Annotated in this window: 15 protein-coding genes, 1 tRNA gene and 1 pseudogene; 4 read left to right on the plus strand and 13 right to left on the minus strand. The window is 43.5% G+C overall.

Annotation, left to right across the window (positions count from 1 at the left end):
• Positions 1-70: 70 nt before the first annotated feature.
• Both AB1401_03555 and AB1401_03560 read right to left on the minus strand, forming a co-directional pair.
• Positions 71-418, minus strand: coding sequence for a hypothetical protein (locus AB1401_03555; GenBank protein ID MEW6614536.1), 348 nt, complete (start codon positions 416-418; stop codon positions 71-73).
• Between the two features lie 140 nt (positions 419-558).
• A pseudogene (locus tag AB1401_03560) lies at positions 559-1,122 on the minus strand (DsbA family protein).
• Between the two features lie 171 nt (positions 1,123-1,293).
• Here AB1401_03560 and AB1401_03565 point away from each other — a divergent pair.
• Positions 1,294-1,367 (plus strand) — tRNA-Gln (locus AB1401_03565).
• A 20-nt stretch (positions 1,368-1,387) separates the two neighbouring features.
• Here AB1401_03565 and AB1401_03570 read toward each other — a convergent pair.
• From AB1401_03570 to AB1401_03620, 11 genes are all read right to left on the minus strand, one after another.
• Entirely contained in the window at positions 1,388-3,064 is a 1,677-nt protein-coding gene (locus AB1401_03570) for a glutamine--tRNA ligase/YqeY domain fusion protein (GenBank protein MEW6614537.1), read from the minus strand.
• Positions 3,065-3,066: 2 nt separating this feature from the next.
• Positions 3,067-4,197 (minus strand): acyl-CoA dehydrogenase family protein, encoded by a 1,131-nt coding sequence (locus AB1401_03575; protein ID MEW6614538.1) that lies wholly within the window; start codon positions 4,195-4,197, stop codon positions 3,067-3,069.
• An 11-nt stretch (positions 4,198-4,208) separates the two neighbouring features.
• Positions 4,209-5,390 (minus strand): acyl-CoA dehydrogenase family protein, encoded by a 1,182-nt coding sequence (locus tag AB1401_03580; protein MEW6614539.1) that lies wholly within the window; start codon positions 5,388-5,390, stop codon positions 4,209-4,211.
• Positions 5,391-5,613: 223 nt separating this feature from the next.
• Positions 5,614-6,075, minus strand: a complete 462-nt coding sequence (locus AB1401_03585) for a TerB family tellurite resistance protein (GenBank protein MEW6614540.1) — start codon at positions 6,073-6,075, stop codon at positions 5,614-5,616.
• A gap of 268 nt (positions 6,076-6,343) precedes the next feature.
• Positions 6,344-8,023 carry a glycogen/starch synthase gene (locus AB1401_03590; protein MEW6614541.1) on the minus strand — a complete coding sequence of 560 codons (1,680 nt, stop codon included), beginning with the start codon at positions 8,021-8,023 and terminating at the stop codon, positions 6,344-6,346.
• Positions 8,024-8,049: 26 nt separating this feature from the next.
• Positions 8,050-9,312: a glycosyl transferase gene (locus AB1401_03595; GenBank protein MEW6614542.1), complete on the minus strand. Its 1,263-nt coding sequence runs from the start codon at positions 9,310-9,312 to the stop codon at positions 8,050-8,052.
• Between the two features lie 133 nt (positions 9,313-9,445).
• The gene (locus AB1401_03600; GenBank protein ID MEW6614543.1) at positions 9,446-9,643 is read right to left on the minus strand and encodes a LapA family protein; all 198 of its coding nucleotides are present in this window, start codon (positions 9,641-9,643) and stop codon (positions 9,446-9,448) included.
• Positions 9,640-9,945, minus strand: coding sequence for a zf-TFIIB domain-containing protein (locus AB1401_03605; protein ID MEW6614544.1), 306 nt, complete (start codon positions 9,943-9,945; stop codon positions 9,640-9,642). Before AB1401_03605 ends, AB1401_03600 begins: the two co-directional genes overlap by 4 nt.
• Positions 9,946-10,438: 493 nt before the next feature.
• Positions 10,439-10,837: a hypothetical protein gene (locus AB1401_03610; protein MEW6614545.1), complete on the minus strand. Its 399-nt coding sequence runs from the start codon at positions 10,835-10,837 to the stop codon at positions 10,439-10,441.
• A 204-nt stretch (positions 10,838-11,041) separates the two neighbouring features.
• Entirely contained in the window at positions 11,042-12,469 is a 1,428-nt protein-coding gene (locus AB1401_03615) for a sigma-54 dependent transcriptional regulator (protein ID MEW6614546.1), read from the minus strand.
• Positions 12,469-13,875 carry an ATP-binding protein gene (locus AB1401_03620; GenBank protein ID MEW6614547.1) on the minus strand — a complete coding sequence of 469 codons (1,407 nt, stop codon included), beginning with the start codon at positions 13,873-13,875 and terminating at the stop codon, positions 12,469-12,471. Before AB1401_03620 ends, AB1401_03615 begins: the two co-directional genes overlap by 1 nt.
• A gap of 558 nt (positions 13,876-14,433) precedes the next feature.
• Between AB1401_03620 and glgB the strand changes: the two genes are divergently transcribed.
• The 3 genes from glgB to malQ all read left to right on the plus strand — a co-directional run bounded on the left by glgB (position 14,434) and on the right by malQ (position 20,552).
• Positions 14,434-16,374 (plus strand): 1,4-alpha-glucan branching protein GlgB, encoded by a 1,941-nt coding sequence (gene glgB / locus AB1401_03625; GenBank protein ID MEW6614548.1) that lies wholly within the window; start codon positions 14,434-14,436, stop codon positions 16,372-16,374.
• Positions 16,375-16,590: 216 nt separating this feature from the next.
• Positions 16,591-19,020 (plus strand): DUF3536 domain-containing protein, encoded by a 2,430-nt coding sequence (locus AB1401_03630; GenBank protein ID MEW6614549.1) that lies wholly within the window; start codon positions 16,591-16,593, stop codon positions 19,018-19,020.
• 35 nt (positions 19,021-19,055) lie between these two features.
• Positions 19,056-20,552 carry a 4-alpha-glucanotransferase gene (malQ, locus tag AB1401_03635; GenBank protein MEW6614550.1) on the plus strand — a complete coding sequence of 499 codons (1,497 nt, stop codon included), beginning with the start codon at positions 19,056-19,058 and terminating at the stop codon, positions 20,550-20,552.
• The last annotated feature ends 9 nt before the right edge of the window (positions 20,553-20,561 follow it).

A 20,561-nucleotide genomic window follows, 5' to 3' on the forward strand; every position in this document is an offset into this window, starting at 1 on the left:
GGGCGCGAAGCGCCCTCGACAACCAGGAATTGAGTTGCAGCGTACCTTAGCTGTCAACTCCAATGATTTGTTAGGGGGTCTTATTTATGAGAATGTCAATGATTATATCCTTGATAATGGATAGTGCAGCGATGATTGCAGCAATTATCGCAATTATATATGCTCGGCGTGCAATTCGGCTTGTTTCCTCTTCTCGTTCTTCTCGGCGTCGGGAAGCATCCTGATTAGATTCAAATTGTAGCTGTGCTTTTTTATCAATTGCAAGTTGATATGTATAGACCTTCTCTATCAACATTTGCGCAGGAATGAGATGTATAAAATCATCAAGTTCTTTTATTGAAGTAGAATCCTTAATCCAATTTTCTGCTTCTATACTATACGCTATTTTTGCTATTTCAGATGGAGATTTTCTATTCATACTTTACTCCTAACAAGTGATTATCCAGGTCTGGATATCATTACTTTTGTAATGTTATCCAACAAAAATTAAAGTTTAACTAGGAAGTTCTTGAGACACAATACTCAATTCAGCCATGTCTCTTTTTCTGTTCTCATAATTCATTCCTTTTTTTTAACCCCATGAGCTTTCATAAGTCTTTCCAGCATCTCGTAGGGCTGCGCACCAACCAACTTATCATGATTCATCACAAATGTTGGAACGGCTGTAATCGCTTTCTCTTGTGAAAGTGACCAATCCGCATCCACCGCCGTCTTAAATGCCCTTGTTGTAAGTATAGACTCTGCTTCTTTGCGAGAGAGCCCAATGGATGCAGCTAAATCTACAAGCACTGGAATTTTTGCGATGTTTTTTCCGTCTACAAAGTAGGCCTTGAAGACCGCTATGTGGAACTCATCCCCTTTATTTTTTGATTCACACCAGAGACCCAATTCCTGAGATAGACGACTATTGTAAGTTTTTTCCTGCTCTCCGAAAGGCAATCCCAGAGTAGTTGCGGTTTGTCTAAAATTTCGCATCATTGCTTTTACATCTATACGGTAGTTGGCAAAAAGCTGTTCAATCAAAACCCCCCCCTCCGGTATTTCCGGATGAAGCGGAAAAGCCCGCCATTTAGTGGCGATTTCATATTCTCTTTTAAGCTGTTCAACACGCCCGGTGATGAAGTAGCACCAAGGTCAAATGTAATCGGAGAATATTTCAAGTGTTAAAGGTGTGGGCATCTATATCCTGTTTATTGAGAAGGTTATCTTATTGTAAATCGAAACAAAGAGGCAGGTTTTTTGTTGACTTTTTTAATCCTTTTATATAAATAAGAAGCAATAAACATATCTTACTGGGAGATCGTCCAGCGGCAGGACTACGGACTCTGACTCCGTCAACCCAGGTTCGAATCCTGGTCTCCCAGCCATTAAAAATCCCCCATTACTTCTAACTATTCTCCTTTTGAGTAATCTTGGCCCACGAATCACGCAACGTTACAGTGCGGTTAAACACCATTACTCCATCGGAGGAATCAACCAAATCAACACAGAAATAGCCAAGCCTTTCGAACTGGTACTGGCTCCCCGGTTCAGCCTTTGCCAGAGACGGCTCAACCCGGCATAAGGTCAAAACCTCAAGCGAGTTAGGGTTTAAATAAGCCCTGAAGTTAATGTTATCCTTTATTCTGTCGGGGTTTTCTTCGGTAAGCAGGTTATCGTAGAGACGTACCTCAGCCGGTATAGAGTGGCTTTCAGAAACCCAGTGCAGCGTTGCTTTAACCTTGCGTCCATCCTGTGACCAGCCACCCCGTGTCTCAGGGTCATAAGTACAGTGAAGCTCAACCGGTTCCCCGGTTTTTTCATCCTTCACCACACTTATACATTTAATGTAATAGCCGTATCTCAGACGCACCTCACGACCAGGGGCTAACCGGAAGAATTTTTTTGGCGGGTCTTCAAGAAAATCATCTTGTTCTATATACAAAACGCGAGAGAAGGGTAGCTTACGCGATCCCATGCCTGGGTCTTCCGGATGATAAGGTGAATCCAGTTCCTCTGTTTTGTCTTCAGGATAGTTATCAATGATTACCCGAAGTGGACGCAACACTCCCATAACCCGTGGAGCCCTTTGATTCAGATCTTCACGGATGCAGTGCTCGAGCAGTGCCATGTCAACCATGCTTTCTTTTTTAGCGACTCCGATACGTTCACAGAAGTTTCGGATTGACTCTGGTGTATAGCCGCGTCTGCGCAGGCCTGATATTGTAGGCATCCGTGGATCGTCCCACCCGCTGACGACTCCGCTTTCCACCAGTTCCAGAAGCTTACGTTTACTCATCAAAGCATAGCTCAGATTGAGACGGGCAAACTCAATTTGCTTCGGATGGCAATCGACCTCCAGTTGGTCAAGCACCCAGTCGTATAATGGACGATGATCCTCGAATTCCAGCGTACAAATAGAGTGCGTAATCCCTTCAATAGAGTCAGAAATACAATGGGCATAGTCATACATCGGATAGATGCACCACTTGTTACCTGTTCGATGATGCTCTGTTCGAAGGATACGGTAAAGAACCGGGTCCCGCATATTTAAATTTGGAGATGACATATCGATTTTTGCCCGAAGTACACGAGAGCCCTCCTCAAATTCCCCTGCCCGCATGCGTTCAAACAGGTCAAGGTTTTCCTCTATGGACCGTGTGCGGTAGGGGCTGTCTTTGCCAGGCTCAGTCAATGTACCACGATAATCTCTAATCTCCTCTGGGCCTAAATCACAAACGTATGCCCTGTCCTTTTTAATTAACTGAACAGCATATTGGTACAGCCTGTCAAAGTAGTCAGATGCGTAAAAGAGTCTATCCCCCCAATCGAAACCAAGCCATTTGATGTCCGATTTGATTGATTTAATGTATTCAGCACTTTCTTTGTTGGGGTTGGTGTCATCGAATCGTAAATTGCAAAGGCCGTGGTTTTCAGCGGCAAGACTAAAATTAAGCCAGATAGACTTGGCATGCCCGATATGCAGGTAGCCGTTTGGTTCAGGTGGAAACCGGGTATGGACCCGGCTGCTGTTCTTGTTTGCCTTCAAGTCCTCTGCAATGATATTGCTAATGAAGTTGATCATACTTAAAATCCCATTTCACAAGCCACCTTCTCCCGACAGAAATCGGGAGTTCCAAAAAGGGAAAGTGCCTGCCTGGCACGGCGGTAATAAAGCCCCATATCATGCTCTCTGGTAGTACCAATGCCACCAAAAATCTGAACTCCCATGCGGGTGCAGTGCCTGTATACCTCGCTCATTCGTGCCTTTGCCATAGCCGATTCCTTGGAGCAAGGCAAGCCTTGTTCTATAAGCCAGCCTGCATAATAAACCAGTCTCTTGGCATGGCCGATTTCTGCCCACATCTCAGCCAGGTAGTGCTGAATAATTCCAAAGCTGCCAATTGGCTTATCAAACTGTGTCCTTTCCTTAGCATAAGCCACACAGTTTTCTACCGTCCAATCGGCACCACCAATCATCTCAGCGCATTTTGCTACGGCAGCCCTGTCGAGGGTTTTTTTTACTGCTTGCCATCCAGCATTTAATCCACCGACCACATTCCCTTCTGGTACCATAACTCCCTCAAATAGAATTTCATTTTGTTTATCATCCGCAATGGTAGGCAGAGGAATGGTCTTTATCCCCTGGCTTTTAGCATCCACCAGAAAGATGGTAATGCCTTCTTCTGGCGGCGACCAGAAATTCGTCCTGGCTACGCAGAGAAAATAATCAACTACCTGGGCATCATGAACGAATAGCTTGGTACCGTTGATAATATATCCGTCTTTATCCTCTGTAGCCTTTGTGTAGATACCGCTGGCATCATATCTGGCACTGGGCTCGGTTAAAACCAGGGTAAATATCTTTTCCCCGGATGCTATCTTTGGCAACCATTCCCTCTTCTGCTCTTCACTACCGGCATCCAAAAGAAGGAAGCTGCAGATAGCGGTTGAAAAAAACGGGGAGATGAGACAAGCCCGCCCCATCTCTTCCAACAGGACAATCAAATCCACGAATCCGCAACTGCTGCCACCATACTCCTCTGGGATAATTAATCCCATCCATCCCAACTCTGCCATTTTCTTCCAGATGTCAGGGCGAAATCCGATTGGATCCTCCTCCATTTCCCTCACCAATGTCTTGGGAAACTCTTTTGCCAATAAGTCATGAGCCATCTTTCTTAATATTTCCTGCTCTTCCGTAAAAGCGAAATCCATATTTCCTCCATTTAGTCACGGGGCAGCTTGAGTCCCTGCCAGGCGATAACATTTTTCCTTATTTCTGTGGTCCCTCCCGCAATGGTGAAGCCGGAACTCCACTGACAGAGATCTTGAAATTTTCCGCAGAGGGGAGCCCACTTAGATCCTCTTGTTACTGTTCCATAGAGCCCCATAATTTCCACTGCGGTGTTGGCGAGATGGAGATTAAGCTCGTTAGCGTAATAACCGCACGCCCCTGCCTCGGCTGCAACTTCCTTCCCTCTGCTCTGAAGCCAAGCTACGTAATATGCAAACTTCAGGGCTGCTTCAAAATCAATGGCAAGTTCGACGAGCCTGTGGCGAATCAAAGCCTTTTTAGCCAGGATTTCACCACCTTCTCGTGTCTCCTTGCAATATGAGATCAGATCTTCCAGGTCTCGCTTTCCTCCGGCAGCAAAAGCTATATTGGCACGGGCAAAGTTTCTCCCTGCCATCATAACATACCACCCTTGATTTACCTTTCCCACTATATTTTCCTTGGGTACACGGAAATCATCTATGAACGTTTCGTTATAAAAATGGCTCCTGTTCATAAAGATTAAGGGGCGAAACTCAATACCAGGACCGAGCTTATTGATGAAGAAGGTCAGTCCCTTGTGCCTTGGCTCGTTAGGGTCTGTTCTTGCCAGGATAAAAATATGGTCAGCACGGTGGGCACCGCTTGTCCATACCTTTTGCCCGTTGATGACGTAAGAATCACCATCTGCCACTGCTGTAGTAGTAAGGGAGGCAAGGTCTGAGCCAGCATTAGGTTCGCTCAAACCTTCAGCCCAATTTATTTCTGCTCTGGCTATCTTCGGTAGCCACTCTTTCTTCTGTTCTTCGGTTCCGTACACCATAATACCCGCAGCCACTGTCATAAAATGGAAAGGAATAGCGGGTACTCTATAGTAGGCCATTACCTCGCTGAAGATGAGCTGCTCAACAGGACCATGCCCCTTCCCACCATATTCTTTTGGCCAGGGCAAGCATAGCCATCCTTTTGCTGCTACCTTCTTTACTACCGATCGGTGATATGCCCAGCCTTCATCCGTTTCTTCAGCAGCGAGACCTCCTATCCAGCCCTCAGGGGCTCTATTTGATTCCTCTTTACAGAACTCCGTAAACTCTTTCCTCAATGCTTCCTGCTCAGGTGTAAACCTGAAGTCCATCTTCACTCTCCTTTTCTATGAACTGGTTTATTTATATGGTTATTCTCCCAACTAATTTGGAGAAAGGGATCCATGATTCAAGGGTTCAAGGATTCAAGTATTTGTAATTTTCAAGTATTTCACTCGAATCCCTGAATCCTTATCATCGATCAACTAATTTGGAGATGATCCTTACATTTAATGGTTTCCTCTGCTGCCACTTTAAGGGAATGCTTTCATCTCCCTAACAACCACTGCGGGGCACCTTTACCTTTGCATCGATGAGCTGTTTGTGGCTGAGACGTAGCAGATTGGCAAGTTTGTGAACTAAGTAATCCTCATGTTTATCAAGCGTTCCATCGGCATAAACAATCTTCCATATCATCTCAATAATATGGATTCTCTCCTCAGTTGAATAATTCTGATTGATAAGGTTTGTAAACTGCCATAGGTCTATACTCTGCTTCAACTCCTTATTTGAAGCTTCAAGAAGTTCGGCAGCATATTCACCAGACAATTGATAGTCTTTTTTCAAAATAGATATAATATCTTCTCGCTCTGTATCACTGAACTCACCATCTATATTAGCCATCTCAAGGAGAATAGCACAGGTTGCCACTCTGATATCATGATAATCTTCTCTTTTTTGATTCCCAGTATCAACCTGTGTGCTTTTCCCGAAAAAATTTTTTACCAGATCGATCAAATTACCTCTCCATTTTATATGGGTTGCAAACTCAGGACTATCATTAACTACCAGGTTATCTATATCTCAATTACCAGATTAAATCCAGTTCTTTTTCACCTTATACCATATTTTTAACGACCTTCCCGATTATCTCCCTTTTTTTGTATGTTACATTTCCCTGACCCAAGATCAATTCCACTGTAGAATGACAATATAAGGGATTAGAGATAAGTTGCAATACCCACCCCCAAGAATCCACGACAAAATTATAACTATTCGTAAATTCCTATATAATAATGTGGCGAATATATTCCCGGGCAGCTCGTTCCCATGAGAAACTACGCCTTATATGGTTTATCCCTTCTGCCAGCATCCTGTAATACAGTTCAGGGGTATCTCTATAGACTCGAACAGCATCTATGATGCTGAGCATAAGCTCATGGGCAATTGATCGAAAAAGAGGGTATCTCTTTCGCTGTTCAACCCGGTCTAACCCTTTGTCTTTTATATCATATCCGGCAAAGTTAATTCCTCTCCAATCATCAACAGCAGATTCTATGTTGTCTCTCTCCCGGAATAGGATTCCGGTGGGTGTGGCCGAGGCGGTATGCCAGTGCTCACTCCTAACCTGGACAGCTCGGGTGAAAGATGGGACAGACCTAAGGGGAACAATTTGCTGGACAACCCCTCCAGTTGCGCGACCAATCCCCACAGTACCATTAAGATAGAATTCGTTAGCCATTCCGAACGGCTCATATAGTGAGGGCATAATCCCATAAGTAGCTCCTTGGAGGACAGCGAAAAAGCCCTCTTGAAACAAAAAGGGAAGCACAAGGACACTTTCAGAAAATCTTTCCGACATCTTTTGCAAGAAGTGCAAACCCTCCAACCCCTCATCTCCCGGGATTGGGAATAAGAAAAATCGTGCTTCCCCCCCTTTTTCTAAAAACTCCGAGATGGCCAATACTGCAACATCATAACCCTTCTGTCGGGGATCATCCCGTCCTGCCATGATAAACCATGGAGAGTCATCTCGTCTTAACCTTTTAAGGTCGCCCCAGATAGGTTTTTCCTTTGAAGGGGAAAATTCATCCAGTGACTTAAGGGCTTCCTTTCTTCTTGTATTCTTCCACTTCCGCACCGGAGTAAAATTGCCCCGCATTATTTCAGCTAAGATATTTTCACTAATCGCAAGGCTTGCAAAAAGACCGTTGTCAACCCCAAAAAGCCTTGGTTTCAGAATGTCTTTTAGATGTGCTGCCATGACCTCAGCATGGAGAGGATCTTCCGTTAAGTCCATGGCAAATTGGCTTGATACAGTGAAAACAGGCCGTTCGGCAAGGGGCAGCGCCCGTTGCAGTATTGTTTCACCCGGGCAAGAGACAGAATCAATTCCCACCCGTGAAAGGTCAGCATCTGTAACTCCGCTGTCATAGCTGTTGTGAAGCGTTATGTACAGATGTTGATTCTTGCCCCGTCCTGTCATGGCTAAAACTGTGGTTGCCGCTTCCCAATCCTGTATCATGACCTTCCAATGGCATGTCCGGTCTATGAGGTTAAGTACACAGGCTGTAGCTGTACCAAAAAACAGGGAGTCCCGCAGTAAGTTCCCTGAAACCTCCCCCTGTGTCTCCCCAACGTCATACGGATGACGTCTTCCTGCAAAAAACCGACTGTCTTTTGGTTTTAAGAAGTACCATGTCCACTCGTATCGGTTGTCATTGTATTGATACAATTCTACACGGACATTTTTATTATCAAATGGGACATTGATGTTAGTCATGAGTTTGATTTTGTCATCAAGGAATGATGTCTTCTCGATTTTGTAATGGAATGGTGTAATGACAATCGTATCCAGACCAGAGGCTTTTTGAACATAGCCGGGTAAACGCCCCATTACTGCAGCAATCCCTCCGCAGGGAGCAAATGGAGTTTCATATGTGACAAAGGCCAGTTTCACAGACATCTGCTCTACCCTCATAACCTGCTACTTCAGGAATTGTCAGCCTCCACAGCTTTCAGAAGCTTAATATATATGTCTGGAATACTATAGAGAACGCGGTTCCAAGATGGGATTTGTGTATCTTCGCTTTTTTCTCTTGTTTCTTTCCATGTAGTCCAAAGGAATTCGTGAAAATACCATGCCATGAGCTCTTCTTCATGACGATCAAAAATCAGATCGTTCACTTCTGCATCGTCGCTGTATCGTTTAATGAAGTTGAGAGCATTCTGATAGTAAGTTCGCCTCATCATTTCCACGAAAGCATCATCAAGGACAACTCCGTTAGAGCGCATGTAATTAAAATAAAATTTAGCGATATCTATTACCATGCGGTGAAGCCCTTTTGTCTTGTCGTCAGGCGAGAGAGCCTGATGCTTGTGCTCGTAATTGGGGATAAGATCAATCTGGGCAATCTTTCTAGGGATAACTCTGTGGTAGACCTCTGAGAGTGTACTTACCTCAAGCCCCCAGTCGAAAGCTATATTTATCCCCTTAGCCAGGCGTGCAGTGAAACTAAACTCACCAGCCAGGGGATAATTGAACGTTCGGTGGTAGGAGAAGAAAGATTCCAATTCGTGGTACCCGCGGTCGTGCATGATCTGTTTCATCGTATCAACAAAGGGAACTACAAAGAGACGGGTAACTCGTCCCTTCATACTTCGTTCTGTCGGAGAGATCCTCAGGTAGTATCCTTTACAAAATTCAAAGTCGTTATTAGGATTTGCTGTGGGTTCAATGAGCCTTCCCAGAAGGAGTCGGTTATATGTAAGAATATCACAATCATGAAGGGCTATTACATCGCTCTCATCTCGGGCAAAGAGGTAGCCTAGGGCAAGCCAGACTGACTGCCCTTTCCCCTCAACACCGGCAGGGATTTTTCTTTCACGAATATAACTGAGTATACCCTGGATACGCAGACCATCGACCCAGAGGATTTTGATATCCCTCTCATCTGTGGTAAGCCGTCCAAAGTACTCTTTTGCCTCCTTGAATTTGCTTTCTTCTGTGGTACCCCCCAGTGCCACTACCACACTGTTGAGGTAGCGAACTTTCTGGATTTCATCCACTATTCTATCCAGAATTTGGGTATTCAACATTTCAGAATAAAAGCACGGAAGAATAAGACTGATTCTGGTATGGCGGGAATACTCCTCAAGTTTCTGTTCAAGCCCTATGAGATATTCTTCACGATCAAAAACTTCATAGAGTGCATGGAGGGTGGTGATTATTCCTTCCTGGTGAAAATCTGACATGAAAAATTCCTCCTTTCTCGGTTGTAATTTACCAAGGATTGGTATTTTTGACTTTTTAGGACTTCATCAGTTTTAGTTAGTAGGTATAAACGGTGATTGTTATCGAGGGAGTAAAAAGGTTATTCGACTCTGCCTAGGATTTTTTGGATGTAAGAATCCTCAGGAGCCAGCCTGTAATCAAACCAACTATAAAGGTACTAAACAACAGAACAATTCTCGACATTGATATTTGCCAGAATAGAAACCGTACTTCAATGACCTCAGTATTTTGAAGAAGAAAGGTCACAAGAAGCGCAAGCAAAACTAAAATGATTATGTTTTTGATTTTCATTTCTTAAAAACACCAAAAAATTTATCTATCATGGATTTTTCAAGTTTTGACAGAGCTTCAAGCTCTCCAGCATCAAGCCATACACCTTCGCATGAAAAGCATTTGTCTATTTTTATATTCCTGTACTCAATCTCCGAAAGCTCCATCCCGCATTTTGGGCACATCATATAATGAAGCTCTTTTAACCTGCTCTTTTCCCCTTCAGCCAGTTTTTTCTGCTTTTCTTCCATAATCTTCTTTTTCTTTTCTATCTCAATTCTTGTGAAATATTCTTGTTCGGATTCACTTGGTTTTAGTGGCATACCAACCTCCTCAGTTCGAAATGTCATAAAAATATTGTTAATACTACCTCAGAATAGATTTATACACAAGAAAAATATTCAGGCTCTTTCTCATTTCATGTTAGTAAATTTCCCTCCCTTAATGGAAGTGACACCAACTACTTTTCCCTCCCTTGGAGACTGTATCGTAATAGGGGGAAATGTCATTTCGATCCCTTCGCCTGTCATTCTGAGCAAAGCGAAGAATCTTAACATCTTAATATTACTACTGGTTTAGATTTCTAGTCTACCATAGGCTGACTCGAAATGATAAAAAAGGAGATTGCGACACAGTCTCTTGATGGGAGGGAATTAAGGGGAGGATGAAGTTAAAAAGGTCTCTCCCTTTGATCGAGATGACATCTTAATAAAGAAACAATCTACGGGGGGTATAGATAGGTAGGTAAACAGATGGATAATTAAAAGGCATGGTCACATAAAGCCCCATGCCTTTTAATTTTTAACAGATTACGTCCTACTTGAAGATTGACTTAGCAGCCATAGTATCTTTTACATACATAGCTTTTACCTTGTCGCCTACCTTAATATCAGCCAGAGCCTTCTTTTCTTTCCCTATCTTTACCACAGTTTCTGGAGTAACATTAAGGGTAATCTCCTCGGGGGTCTTTCCAGCCTTTTTAATGGTAACGGTGTTGGCAGCGGCGTCTACCTTTGTAACCTCACCCTTTGCCACAATCACTTTCTCTTTGGGTGCTTTGGCTTCTTTCTTTGCCTCTGCCTTCGGAGCTGGGGCTTCTTTCTTTGCCTCTGCTTTTGGGGCTTGGGCTTCTTTCTTTGCCTCTGCTGCGAAACTTACACCAGCAATAAATACCACGGCAATAATAAGCGCCAGAACATTAGATATTTTTCTCATTCTTCTTCACCTCCTTTCTAATAAATTATATTAGAGACCTTTGAAAAATACACTCCCTACGTCATTCCTGCGGACCTCGTATCAAGTACGGGGCATCAAGTGCGGAATGATGAAGGAGAGTTGCAATGCGGTTGTGCAAAGTTCTCTATATTAGAAAAGGAGCAATTTTTGTGCCTATTTAAAGATTCAAGGAAAATCAATGAGTTAAGTTTTGAATCTAAAATCCATTTTCCCCATTTGGGAAACCTTCCCTTCCCATTTGGGAAAATCTCCTTTTAACTCTAATTTCTTAATCCTGTACCAAAGGGTTTTATAGCTTAAACCCAAAAGCCTGGCTGCCTTAGTAATGACGAAATCAGATTTTTCCATAGCCTTAATGATCAAATCCCTCTCCAGATCATCCAGAGATATTCCCTCTTCCGGGATGTCCAGTTCAATTTTTCCCATAGTGTAAAAACAGGGGTGTATCGCTTTTGAAAAATCTTTCACCTCTAAAATCTCCCGCTCGGATAGGAGAACTGCCCTTTCTATAGCAGATTCCAGTTCTCTTACGTTGCCTGGCCAATGGTATTCCATCAATAAACGAAGGGCATCCTTAGAAATTCCTTTAATTTTTCTCCCCAGGGAACCATTGAATTTATTAATAAAATACTCTACCAATGCCGGGATGTCGGTAACTCTATCCCTTAAGGGGGGAAGGGATAGGGGGACCACACTTAATCTGTAATAGAGGTCGGCTCTGAACCTCCGTTCTTCCATCTCTTTATCCAGATCCTTATTAGTAGCCGTTATTATCCGCACATCCACCTTGATATTTTCTGTACTTCCCAGTCTTCTTATCTCCCTTTCTTGAAGTGTCCTCAGTATCTTTGCCTGCATGCTGTAACTCAGGTCTCCAATCTCATCCAGAAAAAGAGTGCCGTTGTGTGATACCTCGAAAAGACCTATTTTCCTTCTATCTGCACCGGTAAAGCTGCCTTTTTCATAGCCAAAGAGTTCCGAATCCAGAAGGGTTTCCGGAACAGACGCACAGTTTATCGCATGGAAAGGCATTCCCTTTCTTTGGCTGTTGTAATGGATTGCTTTTGCTATCAACTCCTTTCCTGTGCCGCTTTCACCAGTAATCAAGACAGTGGAATTACTGGGTGCTACCTTCTGAACTAATATGAAGACCTCCTGCATCTTCTCATGCCTTCCGATGATATTGTCCAGACTGAATCTTTCCTCTAACTGCTGTTTAAATAAGAGGTTCTCCCTTACAAGTCTTGCCTTCTCAAAACCCTTTCTAATGCTAAAGAGCAATTCATCCCTGCCTACCGGTTTAAATAGATAGTCAAAAGCCCCCAGTTTCATTGCTTCTTCAGCAGAACTCACTGACCCGAAGGCAGTAATGATAATTACAGTTACATATGGGGCTTCCTTCAGGAGATTTTGCATCAGATCTCCCCCATCTATATCAGGAAGTTTCAGATCAGTTAAAACGAGGCTACAAAGGTTTTCCCTGAATATTTTCAATGCATCTCTCCCGGTAGCAGCAGTCTCTACCTCGTATCCTTCTTCTTTCAGGATAACCTTAAGGATTTCCAGTTGAGACTTATCATCTTCTATTACAAGGATACTACCTTCTTTCATCACTGCCTCCTTAATTTGATCTTTACCTTAGTCCCCTTAAGGGGTTGGCTCTTAATCCTGATTTCTCCATTGTGCTCTTCAATGATCCGTTTGGTAATAGCCAGTCCCAATCCTATACCTACCTCTTTTGTGGTAAAATACGGTTCAAATACCTTCTCCATGTCTTCAGGCATTATACCTTCTCCGGTATCCTCGAATTCTATATCCATAAAAGGACCGGATTGAGATACCCGGATTGTTAGCTCTCCGCCTAAGGGCATTGCCTGAATGGCATTTACGGTTATATTTATAAAGCATGTTTTCACTTTATCTCTATCCACCATGCAAGGAGATTTGAGCGGAAAGGACTTTCTTACCCTTATTCCCTGCGTATCGATCCTTTCCCTGGTAAGGGTCAATACCTCTTCCAGTAAAAGAACCAGGTCGGTTTCCCTCAAATGAAGTTTAAGGGGTCTTCCATAATCCAGGAGATCCTCTATCATCCTGTTTATGCTGGAGATCTCCCCTTTCATATTGTAAACCAGGTGATGAAGCTCCTCATTTGGAGATAGTTTGTCTTTTATATGGTCTATGGTTAAGCTGATAAAATTCAGAGGATTCCTTACTTCATGGGCAATCCCTGAAGCAAGTTGACCAATAGCAGAAAATCTCTCGGCTTCTTTAAGTCTATTTTCGAGCTCCTTTCTTTCCCTCAGTCCTTTTACCATCTTATTGAAGCTTTCTACCAAAAGACCGACTTCATCCCTCTGCCGGGAGGGGGGCATATATTCAAGATTACCTTCAGTTATCCTTTGGGCAGCCTTTGCTACCTCTTGAATGGGCATAGTATATCTCCAGAACAGGAGAAAGGAGAATACTATCCCAAAACCAAAGATCAGGGCGGTCACCAATACCCTTTGGTAATACTTCTTCCTCAGGAGTTTATTGAAGCCCTCTAAGTCCGTATTGATATGGATATAACCCAGGTGTTCTTCTCCTATTATTACTGGAACGCTAACTCCCAACTTTTTCTCACTACCGAAATTTCTATCGAGGATTGCCTCCGTTATCATACTATCAGACAGGGGATTAACCTTTGTGCCCAATTTTCCGGGGTCAGAACTGGCAATCACTTCATCCGCGTTACTGATAATAGAGACTTCCTTAATTCCCTTTTTCTGGAGTTCCTTTATATACTGACGAAGACGTACCTCAGAATCGTTTCCCTCCAGGGTTAGTTTTTCTACACTCACCCTGATAGCCTCAGAAATTCCTTCGGTATGCTTGCCCAATTTCAATACCATATCTTCCTTTCCCTGAACATAAAGAACCGACAATGCCAAAATGGTAATTAAGGACAAAAAGATAAGGATAAGAAGGAGCTTTGTCCTTAGATTCAGATTAAAACTACCCAGAATTGTCCTCATTAAATTCTCCTTATTACAGTGAACAACCTCGAAAAGTAGTCATTGCGAGGAGTTCGCCAAAGGCGAACGACGTGGCAATCCCAAGAGATTGCTTTACTTCGTTCGCAATGACTGAAAGCGAGTTTTTCAAAGGTTTAGTATTCGTTCTCAGGACACTTTTTCAAAATAAACAGTAGTTTTTCAAAGATTTTATAGTATACCATAGTCAAAATGCTTTTGTTTACAAGATTTTCTGGGTCTTGATTTTTTTTTATAATAAAGGTATTCTACACGAGAATTCTGTGATAAAATAACAAACTTTTTACCTTTGAAAGAAGTAACAATATGATCGCTATGCAAATAGAGCCTTGAATCTTGTCATTTCGAGTCCGCCTCTGGTGGACTAGAAATCTTAATCGTTAGAAATGTTAAGATGTTAGATTCCTCACTTCATTCGGAATGACAAGCGAGGGGTTCGGAATGGCATTTTACCCTACTGCGACAGAGTCTCTTGGTCGAAATGATACTGTTGGCGGTTTTTCAAAGCTCGAAACCGGGGAAGAGAGAATTAATGTAGATATGCCTGAGAAAATGAAAGACAAAACAGAAAATGTATTACACGGTGTAAGCCTTCTTACAGACCACGATGTTTATCTCTTTAAAGAAGGAAACCATTTTAAACTCTACGATAAACTCGGCTCTCATCCAATTACCATTGATGGAAGGAGGGGAATGCTCTTTGCAGTATGGGCGCCAAATGCCGAGACGGTGTCGGTCATTGGAGATTTCAATGGATGGAAGCCGAATGTGCATCCTTTGAAGGCAAGGGAGGATGAATCGGGCATATGGGAAGCCTTTGTCCCTGGTGTTGGAAAGGGGGCTCCTTACAAATATCACATTGCCTCCAGATACAATAACTACAAGGTTGATAAAGGTGACCCCCTTGCCTTTTATTGGGAGACTCCTCCCTGTACGGCTTCAGTCGCATGGGATCTTAGTTATGAATGGGGAGATGACGAATGGATGAAAAACAGGCATAAATTCAATGCCTCTGATGCCCCCTTTGCCATATACGAAGTACATCTTGGTTCGTGGAAAAGATGCCCTGAAGAAGGAAACAGGTTTCTTACCTATAGAGAGATAGCCCATTGTTTAACAGAATACGTAAAGGAGATAGGGTTTACCCACGTTGAATTATTACCGGTTATGGAGCATCCCTTCTATGGATCATGGGGGTATCAAACTGTAGGATACTTTGCGCCAACAAGCCGATATGGAACTCCTCAGGACTTTATGTATCTGATAGACTATCTCCATAAAAATGGAATTGGTGTCATACTGGACTGGGTTCCTTCCCATTTTCCAACGGATGAACACGGGCTTGCTTACTTTGACGGAACCCACCTTTATGAACATGCAGACCGAAGAAAGGGATACCATCCTGATTGGGACACCTATATCTTTAACCTGGGAAGGAACGAGGTCAAGGAATTCCTTATCAGCAGCAGTCATTTCTGGCTGGACAAATACCATGTTGACGGTTTCAGAGTAGATGCTGTAGCATCAATGCTGTACCTTGACTATGGAAGAAATGAAGGGAATTGGATACCTAACGAGTACGGGGGAAATGAGAGTATCAGGGCCATAAACTTCCTGAAGAGGTTCAACGAAGCGGTCTACAGGGATTTTCCTGATGTACAGACAATAGCTGAAGAATCTACAGCGTGGCCAATGGTTTCTCAACCTACGTATGTTGGAGGGCTTGGTTTCGGGATGAAATGGAATATGGGATGGATGCACGACACACTGGACTATTTTTCCAAAGACCCCCTTTACCGGAAGTACCACCACAATCAGCTCACTTTTAGTATATGGTACGCATTTTCGGAAAATTTTCTACTTCCCCTGTCGCATGATGAAGTTGTCCACGAAAAGGGAGCCCTTGTTGGAAAGATGCCTGGAGATGAAGAACAAAAGTCGGCAAACCTTCGTCTCCTGCTAGGATACATGTATGCTCACCCGGGAAAGAAACTGCTCTTCATGGGAGGAGAATTTGGTCAATGGAAAGAATGGAATCATGACGAGAGTTTAGAATGGCATGCCCTCCAATACCCATCTCATCAGGAAATCCAGAGATGGGTTAAGGATCTGAACCTCTTTTACAGAAGCGAACCTGCTATGCATGGACTGGACTTTGCGATAGAGGGTTTTGAGTGGATAGATTTTCATGACTGGGAGCATAGCATCATAAGCTTTATAAGAAACGGTAAAGAAACTGACAGCATAATCCTTGTTGCCTGTAATTTCACACCTGTTCCACGATATAAATATAGAGTTGGAGTCCCTTGCAATGGCTTCTGGAAAGAGGTACTCAATAGTGATTCAGAGCTATACGGTGGAAGCGGGCATGGTAACCTCGGTGGTGTCGAGGCTACTCCGGTACAAGCCCATGGAAGAGATCATTCCATTTCCATAACTTTACCCCCTCTTGGGATTCTCTTCTTTAGGGGCAAGGCGTAAAACCAAATGAAACTCACATGCCTCAAAGAGACACAAACGAATAAGTAAAATGTCTTTGCGAGGAGTTCGCCATAGGCGGACAGCCCCCACAACAGCACACTTAAGTGTGCTGTTGTAAAGGATGGGATTGCTTCGTCCCGACTTGTCGGGGCTTGCAATGACAGAACCAGGTGTATTTTCAAGTGAAAATGTATATAGCAAGGAGTAAACTCTATAATGGATAAGTATATATGCATCCACGGACATTTTTACCAGCCACCAAGGGAGAACCCATGGCTTGAAGAGGTAGAATTTCAGGACGGGGCTTATCCTTACCATGACTGGAATGAGAAGATAACCGCCCAGTGTTACAAACCTAATGCAGCTTCCCGCATCCTTGATAAGGATGAAAGGATTGTTGATATAGTAAACAACTATTCGAAGATCAGCTTTAACCTGGGACCAACCCTTGCTTCCTGGATGGAAAGGCACGAACCAGAAGTCTACAAGGCTATCCTCGAAGCTGACAGATTGAGCATAAAACGGTTCTCCGGACATGGTTCGGCAATAGCCCAGGTATATAACCATATGATTATGCCCCTCGCAAACAAAAGGGACAAATATTCCCAGGCAGTATGGGGGATAAAGGACTTTCAGAAGAGGTTTGGGAGATTCCCTGAAGGAATGTGGCTTCCCGAGAATGCCGTTGATATAGAGACCCTTGAGGTGCTGGCAGAGCTTGGGATAAAGTTCACTATCCTCTCTCCAATACAGGCAAATAGGGTAAAGAAAAAAGAAGAGAGAGAATGGCAGGATGTCAGCAGAGGAAGGGTTGACCTAACGATGCCTTATATCTGCACCCTTCCATCCGGAAGGGCTATAAACCTGTTTTTCTACGATGGGCATATATCTGCTAATGTTGCCTTTGGGGACCTGCTGAATAGCGGGGAAACCTTTGCCAGAAAGTTGGCCTCTGCCTTTAATGATCAAAGGGGCGGACCCCAGCTTGTCCACATTGCAACGGATGGGGAGACATATGGGCATCACCACCGCTTCGGGGATATGGCTTTAGCTTATTGTCTCTACCTTATTGAGTCAAATACCCTTTCAAAGATAATCAATTATGGAGAGTACCTTGAAAAATACCCTCCAACCTACACTGTTGAAATCTCAGAAAACTCATCCTGGAGTTGCTGTCACGGAATAGAAAGGTGGAGAGAGAATTGCGGCTGCAGCACAGGAATGAATCAGGGATGGACCCAGGCATGGAGAAAGCCCCTAAGAGTGGCGATGGACGAACTGAGAGACAGACTCGTACCGCTCTATAAAGAAGATGCATCAAGGTATTTAAGTGACCCATGGAAAGCAAGGGACGACTATATTGAGGTTATACTGGACAGATCACGGAAAAATACAGAAGAATTTCTAAGAAAACATTCTGTCAAAGCCCTTTCAACCGAAGAAAAAATAAGAGTCTTAAAGCTTCTGGAGATGCAGAGAAATGCTATGCTCATGTTTACAAGCTGCGGCTGGTTTTTCGACGAGATATCCGGAATCGAGACTACCCAGATCATGCAATATGCAGCCAGGGCTATCCAGCTTACAGAGGAACTGTTTGACATATCCGTTGAAGAAGATTACCTTTCGACCCTTGAAAAGGCTCCTACCAATATACCGAAACTGGTGAATGGCAGAAGGATTTATGAAACCTTTGTCAAACCTGCAATGCTTGACCTCATGAGGGTTGGTGCCCATTATGCCATATCCTCTCTGTTCGATGGACATTCTGAAAGCACTGCCATATACTGTTATACCGTTACCAGGGATACATACAGCCTGAGTGAGGCAGGAAGGTTAAGGCTCGTAGCAGGAAGGGTCAGGGTAGTGTCGGACATAACATGGGAACAAGAATATGTATGCTTTGCTTTGCTCCACATGGGAGAGCATAATATCATTGGGGGAATTAGAATTAATGTGAACGATGAAGCCTTCTCAACGATGTACAGGGAATTAACAGAAGTTTTTGACAGAGGAGATATCTCCAAGGTCATAAGAGCCGTGGACAAACACTTTGGTGCGAATGACTACTCTCTCTGGCATCTCTTTAAAGATGAACAGAGAAGGGTCTTAAATCACATCCTTCGTTCAACGCTGGATGAGGCAGAGGCTTCGTTCCGTCAGATATACGAGGATAATTACGGTATCATGAACTTCTTACATGAAGTCTCTTACCCCCTTCCAAGCCCGCTTCTTGCGGCCACTGAGCTCATCCTGAATACAGACATAAGGAAAGTTCTTGAAGAAGAAAAACCAGATTTAGACAAACTGAAACAGCTGATAAGCGCGGTAAAGAGATGGACTGTGAATATTGACAAGCCAACCTTGAGCTTTGCTGCAAACTCTATGATTAATACCCTCAGCGAAAAGTTAAACTTGAATAGTAATGATCTGTCAATAATTGAAACCCTTGAGCATACTATAAGGCTGTTGAGGTTATTGGCACTGGAGTTAGACCTGTCAACTTCCCAGAATATCTACTTTCGCATAGGGCAGACGGTCCTTCATGATAAGTTGAAAGAGAGAGAAGAAAATAGAGATGAAAAAGCAGAGAAATGGCTGGATGCTTTTTATAAATTGGGGCATCAACTCCATGTGAAAGTCTTATGATGAGAAGTCAGGATGGAAATGAATAGAGAGGAAGAATGAAGAGAAGAGGAAGCGGCATACTTCTTCATATATCATCCCTGCCTTCATCATTCGGCATTGGAGATTTGGGACCATGGGCTTACCGTTTTGCGGATTTTCTTGCTGAGACCAAACAGGGTTTCTGGCAGATACTTCCCTTAAACCCTGCCGAACCGGCTTATGCCAACTCCCCATACCATTCTATATCTGTCTTTGCCAGTAATCCACTGTTAATAAGTCCAGAGCTTCTGGTCCGCGATGGCTTCCTTACCGAAAAAGATATTGAGCCATCACCCAATTTCCCCAGGGAACGGGTAAACTATGAAGAGGTTGTTGCTTATAAAAAAAGGCTTTTTTCTATGGCATACGAGTCTTTCAAAAAAGGGGGAGCCAATTATGAATACGACAGGTTTTGTCAGGACAATTCCCATTGGCTCACAGACTTTGCCCTTTTTGTTACCCTCAAAGCCCATTTCAATGGAAAGATGTGGAGTGAATGGCCTTCTGAAATAAGAGATAGGGAAAAAGAAGCTCTGCAACTGTTTGAAGAAAAGCTTTCGGATAAAATGGAGTTTCATAAGTTTCTTCAGTACATCTTCTTCAAACAGTGGTTCTCGCTAAAGCTCTATTGCAACCAGAAGGGCGTTCATATCATTGGAGATATCCCCTTTTATGTGGAATATGACAGTGCAGAGCTTTGGACTAATTCCGATATATTTAAGCTGGATGGAGGGAAAAGGCCTTATGCTGTAGCGGGTGTTCCACCAGATTACTTCAGTGAGACAGGACAGCTTTGGGGCAATCCTGTTTATCGGTGGGATGTCTTGAGGGAGAGGGGTTATGATTGGTGGAGTCAAAGGGTAGGACATAACTTAAAATACTTTGATATTGTAAGGATTGATCATTTCCGTGGCTTTGTGGGGTACTGGGAAGTTCCAGCAGGCGAAAGCACTGCTATAAATGGAAGATGGGTTGAAGCACCCGCGGAAGACCTGTTCAATACACTGCTTAAGAAGTTTCCTTATCTGCCCATGATTGCTGAGGACTTGGGTCTCATCACCCCGGATGTGCGGGAAGTTATGAACCGTTTTGACTTTCTAGGCATGAAGGTGCTGCTTTTTGCCTTTGGTAAAGATATCCCTACCAACCCCTATATACCCCATAATATAGTGAAAAACTGTGTTGTATACACAGGGACACACGATAACAATACGGTGAGGGGGTGGCTTGAAAAAGAGATTACCCCGGAAGACAAAAAGAGGCTATTTCAGTATCTGGGACATGAGGTGTCTGTAGAGGATATTAACTGGGAAATGATCCGGCTTGCCATGATGTCAGTCGCAAACATGGCAATATTCCCAATGCAGGATATCTTAGGTCTAGGGGAGATTGCCAGGATGAATCGGCCATCAACAACGCAGGGCAACTGGATATGGCGGCTTCTGCCTGAACAGTTAACACCGGACATTGCTGCAAAACTCCTGGAGATAACCGAAATTTATGGAAGGGCATAAAATAGGAGG

The sequence above is a fragment of the Thermodesulfobacteriota bacterium genome (genome assembly GCA_040757775.1).
Classification (GTDB): domain Bacteria; phylum Desulfobacterota; class UBA8473; order UBA8473; family UBA8473; genus UBA8473.

What these genes read in the sequence shown, in the direction of transcription:
- AB1401_03570 (MEW6614537.1), bottom strand. Translation starts at nt 3,064, where the DNA reads ATGATCAACTTCATTAGCAATATCATTGCAGAGGACTTGAAGGCAAAC.
- malQ (MEW6614550.1), top strand. Translation starts at nt 19,056, where the DNA reads ATGAAGAGAAGAGGAAGCGGCATACTTCTTCATATATCATCCCTGCCT.
- AB1401_03595 (MEW6614542.1), bottom strand. Translation starts at nt 9,312, where the DNA reads ATGTCAGATTTTCACCAGGAAGGAATAATCACCACCCTCCATGCACTC.
- AB1401_03580 (MEW6614539.1), bottom strand. Translation starts at nt 5,390, where the DNA reads ATGGACTTCAGGTTTACACCTGAGCAGGAAGCATTGAGGAAAGAGTTT.
- AB1401_03575 (MEW6614538.1), bottom strand. Translation starts at nt 4,197, where the DNA reads ATGGATTTCGCTTTTACGGAAGAGCAGGAAATATTAAGAAAGATGGCT.
- AB1401_03620 (MEW6614547.1), bottom strand. Translation starts at nt 13,875, where the DNA reads ATGAGGACAATTCTGGGTAGTTTTAATCTGAATCTAAGGACAAAGCTC.
- AB1401_03605 (MEW6614544.1), bottom strand. Translation starts at nt 9,945, where the DNA reads ATGCCACTAAAACCAAGTGAATCCGAACAAGAATATTTCACAAGAATT.
- AB1401_03615 (MEW6614546.1), bottom strand. Translation starts at nt 12,469, where the DNA reads ATGAAAGAAGGTAGTATCCTTGTAATAGAAGATGATAAGTCTCAACTG.
- AB1401_03610 (MEW6614545.1), bottom strand. Translation starts at nt 10,837, where the DNA reads ATGAGAAAAATATCTAATGTTCTGGCGCTTATTATTGCCGTGGTATTT.
- AB1401_03630 (MEW6614549.1), top strand. Translation starts at nt 16,591, where the DNA reads ATGGATAAGTATATATGCATCCACGGACATTTTTACCAGCCACCAAGG.
- glgB (MEW6614548.1), top strand. Translation starts at nt 14,434, where the DNA reads ATGCCTGAGAAAATGAAAGACAAAACAGAAAATGTATTACACGGTGTA.
- AB1401_03590 (MEW6614541.1), bottom strand. Translation starts at nt 8,023, where the DNA reads ATGTCTGTGAAACTGGCCTTTGTCACATATGAAACTCCATTTGCTCCC.
- AB1401_03555 (MEW6614536.1), bottom strand. Translation starts at nt 418, where the DNA reads ATGAATAGAAAATCTCCATCTGAAATAGCAAAAATAGCGTATAGTATA.
- AB1401_03600 (MEW6614543.1), bottom strand. Translation starts at nt 9,643, where the DNA reads ATGAAAATCAAAAACATAATCATTTTAGTTTTGCTTGCGCTTCTTGTG.